General features: G+C 76.3%; 1 protein-coding gene. It reads left to right on the top strand.

From position 1 onward, the window contains the following. The first annotated feature begins 107 nt into the window (after window positions 1-107). The gene (locus ABT403_RS25075) at window positions 108-11039 is read left to right on the top strand and encodes a type I polyketide synthase (protein ID WP_425580183.1); all 10932 of its coding nucleotides are present in this window, start codon (window positions 108-110) and stop codon (window positions 11037-11039) included. Window positions 11040-11072: the final 33 nt, after the last annotated feature.

The following is an 11072-nucleotide window of genomic DNA, read 5'->3' as shown; positions in this document are numbered from 1 at the left end:
CCCGGCCGGACTCCGGCCCCCCGGCTGCGCCGACGCGGCCCCCTCCCCGGCCCTCCCGGCCCCCCGACCGCACAGGCCCCGACGGCCCCACGGCCCGTACGGGCTCGATGCAAAAGGTGACCCCAGTGACTGATCTTCAGGCGAACAACAACGAGGAAAAGCTCCGCTACTTCCTCAAGCGGGTATCGGCGGACCTCCACGAGGCCCGCGAGCGGCTGCGCGACCTCGACGCGGAGCGGCACGAGCCGATCGCCATCGTCGCGATGAGCTGCCGCTTCCCCGGCGGGATCAGCACCCCCGAGGGGCTCTGGCGGTTCCTGGCACAGGACGGGGACGCCATCACCGGGTTCCCCACCGACCGGGGCTGGGACCTGGAGGCCCTCTACGACCCCGACCCGGACACCCGGGGCACCAGCCACGTCCGCGAGGGCGGATTCCTCGACGGCACCGGGCTCTTCGACGCCGGCCTCTTCGAGATCTCGCCCCGCGAGGCCCTCACCATGGACCCCCAGCAGCGGATCCTCCTGGAATCCTGCTGGGAGACCTTCGAGCGGGCCGGCATCGACCCCACCTCGCTCAAGGGCAGCCGGACCGGGGTGTTCTCCGGCGTGATGTACCACGACCACTCCGCCCTGCTCCAGCGGGCGGTGGAGGACGTCGACGGCTACATCGGCACCGGCGGTGCGGCCAGCGTGGTCTCCGGCCGGGTTTCCTACACCTTCGGCCTCGAAGGCCCGGCCGTCACCGTCGACACGGCCTGCTCCTCCTCCCTCGTCGCCCTCCACCTGGCCGTACGGTCCCTGCGCCAGGGCGAATGCGACCTGGCCCTGGCCGGCGGCGTCACCACCATGCTCACCCCGACGTCCTTCGTGGACTTCAGCCGTCAGCGCGGACTGGCCGCCGACGGCCGCTGCAAGCCCTTCGCCGCGGCCGCCGACGGCACCGGCTGGGGCGAGGGCCTCGGCGTGCTCCTGGTGGAACGGCTCTCCGACGCCCGCCGCAACGGCCACCCGGTCCTCGCCGTCGTCCGGGGCTCCGCCGTCAACCAGGACGGCGCCTCCAACGGCCTCACCGCCCCCAACGGGCCCTCCCAGCAGCGGGTCATCCGCCGCGCCCTGGCCGACGCCCGGCTGACCCCCGCCGACGTGGACGCGGTGGAGGCCCACGGCACGGGCACCACCCTCGGCGACCCGATCGAGGCCCAGGCCCTCCTCGCCACCTACGGACAGGGACGCGCCGAGGAGCGGCCCCTGTGGCTGGGCTCCCTGAAGTCCAACATCGGGCACACCCAGGCGGCCGCCGGCGTCGGCGGAGTGATCAAGATGGTCGAGGCCCTGCGCCACGGCCTGCTCCCCAGGACCCTGCACGTGGACGAGCCCACCCCGCACGTCGACTGGTCCTCCGGCGGCGTACGCCTGCTCACCGAGCCCGTCCCGTGGGCCCGGGGCGAACGCCCCCGCCGCGCGGCCGTCTCCTCGTTCGGGTTCAGCGGCACCAACGCCCACGTCGTCCTCGAAGAGCCGCCGCACCCGGAGCCGGAACCCGCTCCGGAGCCCGCCGCCCGGACCCGCACACGGAGCACGCCCGTACTGCTCTCCGGGAAGAACGCCGCCGCCCTGCGCGAGCAGGCCGCCCGCCTCCTGCGCCACACCGACGGCCACCCCGCACCCTCCCTGGCCGACATCGGCCTCTCCACGGCGACCACCCGCGCCGCCCTGGACCACCGCGCCGTCGTCGTCGCCCCGGACCTCGAAGGACTGCGCCGCGCCCTGGAACCGCTCGCCCGGGGCGAGAGCGCCCCCGGCACCACCGACGCCGCCACCGCCACGGGCGTCGTCCTGCCCCGCAGCCGGACCGCGTTCCTCTTCTCCGGCCAGGGCAGCCAGCGCCCCGGCATGGGACGCGAACTGTACGCGGCCTTCCCCGCGTTCACCGAGGCCTTCGACACCGTCTGCGCCGCCCTCGGCCCGTATCTCGGACACCCCCTGAAGGACGTGGTGTTCGGCTCCGACACCGACGCGCTGAACCGGACGGAGCACGCGCAGCCGGCCCTGTTCGCCCTCCAGGTCGCCCTGTACCGGCTCGTGGAGTCCTGGGGCGTGCGCCCCGACCTGCTGGCCGGCCATTCGGTGGGCGAGTTCGCCGCCGCCCACGTCGCCGGAGTGTTCTCCCTCGACGACGCGGCCCGTCTGGTGGCCGCCCGCGCCCGGCTGATGCAGGCCCTCCCGGCCGGCGGCGCGATGGTCTCCGTCGAGGCCTCCGAGCAGGAGGTACGGGAGCTGCTGGCCGGACACGAGGAGCGGGCCGGCATCGCCGCCGTCAACGGACCCGCCTCCGTGGTCGTCTCGGGCGCCGCGGCGACCGTCGCCGAGGTGACCGGCCGGCTCTCCGCCCAGGGCCGCAAGGTCAAGGACCTGCCCGTCTCGCACGCCTTCCACTCCCCGCTGATGGAGCCCATGCTGGACGAGTTCCGCCGCGCCTTCGACGGCGTCTCCTTCGGCACCCCGGCCCTGCCGGTCGTCTCCACCCTGACCGGCCGCCCCGTCCCCGCCGGAGAACTCCGCACCGCCGGATACTGGGTCCGGCACGCCCGCGAGGCCGTCCGGTTCGCCGACGCCGTCGCCGCCCTCGCCGCCGAAGGCGCCGGCACCTTCCTGGAGATCGGCCCCGGCGGCGTCCTCACCGCCCTGGCCGCCCACCTCCTCGACGAGCAGGCGGTCGTGGTCCCCGCCCTGCGCGCCGGCCGCCCCGAGGACCTGGCCGTCACCACCGCCCTCGCCCGCCTCCACGTCCACGGCAGGCACGTCGACTGGGAAGCCGTCTTCGCGGGCCGCGGCGCCCGCCGCGTGGAACTGCCCACCTACGCCTTCCAGCGTGAGGAGTACCGGCTCGAGACCCGGCCCGACACCGGCGACCTCTCCGGCGCCGGACTGCGCCCCGCCGACCACCCCCTCCTCGGCGCCGTCATGACCCTGGCCCACGGCGAGGGAGTCCTGCTGACCGGCCGCGTCTCCCTCACCACGCACCCCTGGCTGGCCGGCCACCGCGTGCTGGGCAGCCCGCTGCTGCCCGGCACCGCCCTCGTCGAGCTGGCAATCCGTGCCGGGGACCAGGTCGGATGCGGCCGCATCGACCACCTCACCCTGGAGGCACCGCTCGTCCTGCCCCCGCAGGGCGGGGTACGGCTCCAGGCCGTCATCGACACCGCCGACGCCGACGGCCGTCGCGGCGTACGCCTCTACTCCCAGCCGGACGAGGCGCTCGCCGCCGACGCCTGGACCTGCCACGCCACCGGCCTCCTGGCCCCCGCCCCCGCCGCCGTCCCCGACGCCTCCGCGCTCACCCCGTGGCCCCCGGCCGGCGCCGAACCCGCCGACCGCGAGGCCCTCTACGACCGGATGACCGGCCTCGGCCTGGAGTACGGGCCGCTGTTCCGGGGAGTCCGCGCGGGCTGGCGGCGCGGCACGGAGCTGTTCGCCGAGATCGCCCTGCCCGAAGGGACCGACACCACCGGATTCGGCCTGCACCCCGCCCTCTTCGACGCCGCCCTCCACACCGCCGGACTCGGCGGCCCCGACGTGAACGACGGCCCCCGCATCCCCTTCGAGTGGAACGGGGTGACCCTGCACGCGACCGGCGCCACCACACTCCGGCTCCGGATGGCCCCCGCCCCGGACGCGGAGGGCGCCGTCACCCTGCTCCTCGCGGACGGCGCGGGACGGCCCGTCCTCTCCGTGGACTCCCTCGTGCTGCGCCCCGTGACAGCCGAACGGCTGGCCGCAGCGGCCGGCACCCGGGACGACGCCCTCTGCCGCCCGGTGTGGACCCCCGTGGACCCCGCCACCGCCGGGCACGCCGCACCCGTCCCCGCCCCGCTCGACTCGCTCCCCGCCCCGGACACCGGGGACGCCCCGCTCCCGGACACCGTGGCGGTGACGGTCAGCGTGCCGGCCGAGGAGGACACCCCCGAGGCCGACCGGGCCGACCGGCCCGCCGGGGCCGCGCGGGCCGCCCTCGCCCTCGTCCAGGACTGGCTCACGGACGCCCGTGCCGACGGCTCACGGCTGCTGGTCCTCACCCGGGGCGCCGTCGCCACGGGACCGGCGGAGGGCGCCGACCCCGCACAGGCCGCCGTCTGGGGGCTGGTGCGCACGGCACAGTCCGAGAACCCCGGCCGCTTCCTCCTCGTCGACACCGAGCCCGGAACCCCCGGAGCCGACCCGGCCCTGCTCGCCGCCGCTGCCGCCACCGGCGAACCGCAGCTGGCCGTACGCGGGGGAGCCCTGCTCGCACCCCGCCTGGTCCAGGCCGGCCCGCCGGCATCCGGACCCGCGCCGGACGGGGAAGCGGACCCGGTGTTCCCGCCGCACGGCACCGTCCTCGTGACCGGAGCCTCCGGCACGCTCGGACGCCTGGTCGCGCGCCACCTCGTCACCCGGCACGGCGTCCGCCGGCTGCTGCTCCTCAGCCGCAGCGGGCCCGGCGCGGCCGGCGCCGAGGAGTTCGCGGCCGAACTCACCGCCAGGGGAGCCCTGGTGGAGACCGTCGCCTGCGACGTGGCCGACCGGCACGCACTCGCCGCGCTGCTGGCGGACGTCCCCGCCGCACACCCGCTGACCGCCGTCGTCCACGCGGCGGGCGTCACCGACGACGGCGTCCTGCCGGCCCTCACCCCGGACCGGATCCAGCGGGTGTTCGCCCCCAAGGTCGCCGGCGCACACCACCTCGACGCACTCACCCGCGACCTCGGCCTCTGCGCCTTCGTCCTGTTCTCCTCGGCCGCCGGCGTCTTCGGCAACCCCGGCCAGGGCAACTACGCCGCCGCCAACGCCGCCCTCGACGCCCTCGCCCAGCAGCGGCGCGCGGCCGGCCTGCCCGCCGTCTCCCTGGCCTGGGGCCTGTGGGCCGACGGCAGCACCCTGACCGCCGGCCTCGCCGAGACCGACCGGCGCCGCATCGGCCGCTCCGGACTCCTCGCCCTGGAGACCGACGAGGGCCTCGCCCTCCTCGACCGCGCCCTGGAATCCGCCGAACCCCTCCTCGTCCCCGCCCGCTGGGACCTTCCCGCCCTCCGCGAGCAGGCCCGCGCGGGCACCCTCCCGGCCCTGCTCCGGGACCTGGTCCCCGCCCCCGTACGCCGGGGCGAGGCCGCGGCGGCCGGATCGCCCGACGGCGTCCGCTCCGCGCTCGCCGAGCAGTTGGCCACCCTGCCCGAAGCGGGCCGCACCACCCTGCTCGTCGACCTCGTCCGGACGCACGCCGCCGCCGTACTCGGCCACGGCCGCCCCGAATCCGTACAGGCGGGCCAGGCCTTCCGGGAACTCGGCTTCGACTCCCTGACCGCCGTCGAACTGCGCAACCGCCTCGCCTCGGCCACCGGCGTACGACTCCCCGCCGGCCTGGTCTTCGACCACCCCACCCCGGACGCCCTCGCCCGCCACCTCCTGCACCGGCTCACCGACACCCCCCGGCCCGCGACCGGCACCCGCACGGCCCCCCGCGCCGGGACGGCCACGGACGAACCCGTCGCCATCGTCGCCATGGGCTGCCGCTACCCCGGCGGAGTACGGTCCCCCGAGGACCTGTGGCGGCTGCTCACCGAGGGCGGCGACGCCATCGCCGGATTCCCCGAGGACCGCGGCTGGGACCTCGACCTGCTCTCCGCGAGCGGCGGCACCGCCGGATCCAGCAGCACGCTCCGGGGCGGATTCCTCTACGACGCGGGCGAGTTCGACGCCGCCTTCTTCGGGATCTCCCCCCGCGAAGCCCTCGCCATGGATCCCCAGCAGCGCCTCCTCCTGGAAACCTCCTGGGAGGTGTTCGAGCGCGCCGGGATCGCCCCGTCCGCTCTGCGCGGCTCCCGCACCGGCGTGTTCACCGGCGTCATGTACCACGACTACGCCTCCTCCCTCCAGCAGGTCCCCGACGGGGTGGAGGGCTTCCTCGGCACCGGCAACTCCGGCAGCGTCATCTCGGGCCGGCTGTCCTACACCTTCGGCCTGGAAGGGCCCGCCGTCACCGTCGACACCGCCTGCTCCTCCTCCCTGGTCGCCCTCCACCTCGCCGTCCAGGCCCTGCGCCAGGGCGAATGCGAACTCGCCCTCGCGGGCGGCGTCACCGTGATGGCCGGCCCGGGCGCCTTCATCGAGTTCAGCCGCCAGCGCGGCCTCGCCACCGACGGCCGCTGCAAGGCCTTCTCCGCCGACGCCGACGGCACCGGCTGGGCGGAAGGCGTGGGCGTGCTCCTGGTGGAACGCCTCTCGGACGCCCTGCGCCACGGCCACCCCGTACTCGCGGTGGTCCGGGGTTCGGCGGTGAACCAGGACGGGGCCTCCAACGGCCTCACCGCCCCCAACGGCCCGGCGCAGGAGCGGGTGATCGAACAGGCCCTGGCGAACGCCGGACTCTCGGCGGCGGACGTGGACGCCGTGGAGGCGCACGGCACCGGCACCCGGCTGGGCGACCCGATCGAGGCCCAGGCGCTGCTGGCGACGTACGGCCAGGACCGGTCGGGGGAGCGTCCGTTGTGGCTGGGCTCGCTGAAGTCCAACATCGGCCACACCCAGGCGGCGGCCGGCGTCGGCGGCATCATCAAGATGGTCGAGGCGATGCGCCACGGCGTCCTGCCGAAGACCCTGCACGCGCAGGAACCGTCCCCGCACGTCGACTGGTCCTCCGGCGCCGTCCGCCTCCTCACCGAACCCGTGGAGTGGACGGGCGAGGGGCGGCCGCGCCGGTCCGCCGTCTCCTCCTTCGGCTTCAGCGGCACGAACGCCCATGTCGTCCTCGAACAGGCCCCGGAAGCCGCCGTAGAGGCCACTCGCGCGACCCCGTTCACCTCACCGTGGCTGCTCTCGGCCAAGACCCCGGAAGCACTGCGCGCTCAGGCCCGCGGCCTCCTGCCGTACGCCCAGGACCCGGACCGGGCGGCGGGGGACGTGGCCTACTCCCTGGCCACGGGGCGCAGCGCGCTGGAGCACCGGGCGGCCGTGATCGCGGAGAGCCCGGCCGGGATGCTGGAGGCCCTGACCTCTCTGGCGAACGGCACGCCCTCGCCCGCGGTGCTCCGGGGCACGGCCGCGGCCGGTGGGGGGAAGCAGGCCTTCCTGTTCTCCGGGCAGGGCAGCCAGCGGCTGGGCATGGGGCGTGAACTGCACGCCGCCTTCCCGGTGTTCGCTGACGCTTTCGACGCCGCCTGTGCCGCTGTGGATCCGTATCTCGAACTCCCGCTGAAGAGCGTGGTGTTCGGTGAGGACGCGGAGCTGCTGCACGAGACGCGGTTCACCCAGCCGGCGCTGTTCGCGGTCGAGGTGGCGTTGTTCCGGCTGGTGGAGTCGTGGGGTGTGCGTCCGGACTTCCTCGCCGGGCATTCGGTGGGCGAGTTCGCGGCGGCCCATGTCGCGGGTGTGCTGTCGCTGGAGGACGCGGCGAAGCTGGTGGCCGCGCGCGGCCGGCTGATGCAGGAACTGCCGTCCGGTGGTGCGATGGTGGCCGTCCAGGCCTCCGAGGAGGAGGTACGGGCCCTGCTGCCCGGGTTCGAGGACCGGGCGGGTATCGCGGCCGTCAACGGGCCTGCTTCCGTGGTCCTTTCAGGCGCCGAAGACGCCGTCGCCGAGCTGGCTGGGAAGCTCTCGGCCGAGGGCCGTAAGACCAAGGCCCTGACCGTTTCGCACGCCTTCCACTCCCCGCTGATGGAGCCGATGCTCGACGCCTTCCGCGAGATCGCGGAATCGGTCGTCTTCGAGGCTCCGCGGCTTCCGGTCGTCTCCACCCTGACGGGAGCGCTCGTCACCGCCGAAGAGATCGGCTCCGCCGACTACTGGGTGCGTCATGTCCGTGAGGCCGTCCGTTTCGGCGACGCCGTCACCGCCCTGGCCGCCGAAGGCGTACGCACCTTCCTGGAGGTCGGCCCCGGCGGTGTGCTGACCGCCCTGGCCCAGGAATCCCTGGAGCAGGACGCGGTGGCCGTGGCCCTCCTGCGCCCCGACCGGGCCGAGGGTTCGGCCGTCACCGGGGCCCTGGCCCGGCTGCACGTCCACGGCACCCCCGTCGACTGGGAGGCGGTCCTCGCGGGCCGTGGCGCCCGCCGGGTGGACCTGCCCACCTACCCCTTCCAGCGCACCCGATACTGGCTGGCGGCGGCCCCCGCCCCGGGCGACGTCTCCGCCGCCGGTCTCGTGGAGGCGGACCACCGCCTGCTCGGCGCCGCCGTTCCGCTCGCCGACGGTGAAGGGCTCGTCCTCACCGGCCGGTTGTCGCTCACCACGCACCCCTGGCTCGCCGACCACGTCGTACTGGGCGCCGTGCTCGTCCCCGGCACCGCCTTCGTCGACCTGGCGCTGCACGCCGCCCACGCCGAGGGCGTCGGCTGCGACCGGCTCGACGAGCTGACGCTCGGGGCACCGCTCGTCGTCCCCGAGGACGGGGCCGTCCAGGTCCAGGTGCGGGTCGCGGCCCCCGGTGCCGACGGCCGCCGGGCGCTGGAGATCCACTCGCGTCCGCAGGGCGCGCCCGCCGAGGAGCCCTGGACCAGCCACGCGACGGGCACCCTGTCCGCCGCCGCCGTTCCTGACGACGCGGCCGCCCTGGCCGCCTGGCCCCCGCCGCACGCGGTCGCCGTCACGGACGGGTCCCCGGACTCCCTGTACGAGCGGATGGCCGGCCTGGGGCTGGACTACGGTCCCCTCTTCCGGGGCGTCCGCGCCGCCTGGAGCGGGGACGGGGAGCTCTTCGCGGAGCTGGAACTCCCCGAGGGGACCGACGTCTCCGGGTTCGGGCTGCACCCGGCCCTGCTGGACGCCGCCCTGCACGCGGTCGCCCTCGGGGACGGACTGCTCGGCGACGGCGACGGCGACGGGGACGGCGACGGCGACGGGGACGGCGACGGCGCCGGTGCGGACCGGGTGCGGGTTCCCTTCTCGTGGACCGGCGTCACTCGGTCCGCCGCCCCGGCCGCCGGCCCCACCGCCCTGCGGGTCCGGCTGGCCCCGGCAGGCCCGGATGCCGTCTCCCTGCTGGCCGCCGACACCACCGGCAGGGCCGTGGTACGCGTGGACTCGCTCGTCCTGCGGCCGATCTCCGCCGAACAGCTCGCCGCCGCGCGGGCCGGACGGTTCCAGGACGCACTGTTCCGCGTCGAGTGGACCGAGGCGCCCCCCGCCCCGGCCCCGGCCCCGATCCCGGACGCCGACCACGTCGTCCTGCTGGAGACGGAGCTAGCGGACCGCCCGGCCGAGGCCGCCCCCGCCGTCCGGTACGCGGCGGCCCGCGCCCTGGCCCTCGTACAGGAGCGGCTGACCGCTGCGGAGGCGGGGGAGGAGGAGCAGGGGAGGCTGGTGTTCGTCACCCGGAACGCGGTGCGCGCGGGCGACGGGGAGGTGGCCGGCCCGGACCCGGCGCAGGCCGCCGTATGGGGCCTGGTCCGGTCCGTCCAGTCCGAGCACCCCGGACGCTTCGTCCTCGTCGACGTCGACGTCGACGCGGAATCCGGTGTGGCGGCGGCGCTCGCCACCGGAGAGCCGCAGTGTGCCGTCCGGGACGGCAGGGTGCTCGTGCCCAGGCTGGCGCGTGCCACCGCACCCGCGCCGACCGGGGGCGGCGCCCTGGGGCTGGACCCGGCCGGCACGGTCCTGGTGACGGGGGCCACGGGCGCCCTGGGCCGGCTGGTGGCCCGGCACCTGGCCACCGCGCACGGCGCACGGCACCTCCTGCTGGTCAGCCGCCGGGGCGCCGACGCCGAGGGGGCCGCGGCCTTCGCCGCCGAACTGGGCGCCCTGGGCGCCGAGGTGACCCTGGCGGCCTGCGACGCGGCCGACCGGACCGCGCTCGCCGCCGTACTCGACGCGGTTCCCGCCGCCCACCCGCTGACCGCCGTGGTGCACGCGGCCGGTGTCCTCGACGACGGCCTCGTCGGCTCGCTGACCGCCGAGCGGCTGGACCGGGTTCTCGGGCCCAAGACGGACGCGGCGTTCCACCTGCACGAGCTGACCCGGGACCGGGACCTCGCGGCCTTCGTCCTGTTCTCCTCGCTCGCCGGCACCTTCGGTACCGCCGGTCAGGCCAACTACGCGGCCGCGAACGCCGGTCTGGACGCCCTCGCCGAGGTGCGGCGCGCGGCGGGGCTGCCGGCCGTGTCCCTGGCCTGGGGCCCCTGGGCGGACACGGAGGGCCCGCACGGCATGCTGGGCGAGGCCGCCGCCGGGACGCTCGCCCGGATGGCCCGGGCAGGCGTGTCCCCGCTCTCCCCGGACGAGGGCCTCGCCCTCTTCGACGCGGCGACCGCGACCGCGAACGCCACGGAGCCGACGACCGCGACGGAGCCGGCGACGGCCGCCGCCGCGCCGGCCGTGCTCCTGCCGGTACGGCTGAACCTGGCCGCCCTGCGCCGCAGCGCCGGGAGCAGGCCGGTGTCCGCCCTGCTCCGTGGTCTCGTACGGACCCCCGCCCGCCCGGCGGCGGACCCCGCGACCGGCGCCGACGCGCTGGCCGGGCAACTGGCGGGGGCCTCCGGCGAGAAGCGCCGGCGGATCCTGCTCGGGCTCGTCAGGACCCAGGTCGCCGCCGTGCTCGGACACACCTCCGCCGAGTCCGTCGGCGCCGCCCAGGCCTTCCGCGACCTCGGCTTCGACTCGCTGACCGCCGTGGAACTCCGCAACCACCTGGGCACCGCCACCGGGCTCCGCCTCCCGGCGAGCCTGCTGTTCGACCACCCCACCCCGGCGGCCCTGGCCGATCACCTGGCCGGCGCGCTGCCCGCCGCCGGAGCGGACGCCGACGCGGAAGCCCCGTCACTGCTCGCCGAGATCGACCGGCTGGAAACCGTGTTCGCCCGCTCCGCGCACGACCGGGCGGCGCGCGCCACCGCCGCCCTGCGGCTGGAGGTCCTCCTCGCGAAGTGGCGCGAGGCCGCCTCCGGCCCGGCCGCCGCCGGCACCCCGGCCCCCGGCCACGAGACCGGGGAGGACGCCGCGGCCGAGGTGGAGCGCGCCTCCGACGAGGAACTCTTCGACCTGCTCGACGGCGAGCTCGACACCCACTGATCGACCAGCACGCCCATCCCTTCGCGTTGAGGA

Source organism: Streptomyces sp. NPDC000075 (genome assembly GCF_040301925.1).
Taxonomy (GTDB): domain Bacteria; phylum Actinomycetota; class Actinomycetes; order Streptomycetales; family Streptomycetaceae; genus Streptomyces; species Streptomyces polychromogenes.
The sequence above is the reverse complement of the archived record's forward strand: the minus strand, read 5'-3'. Positions and strand labels throughout refer to the sequence as shown.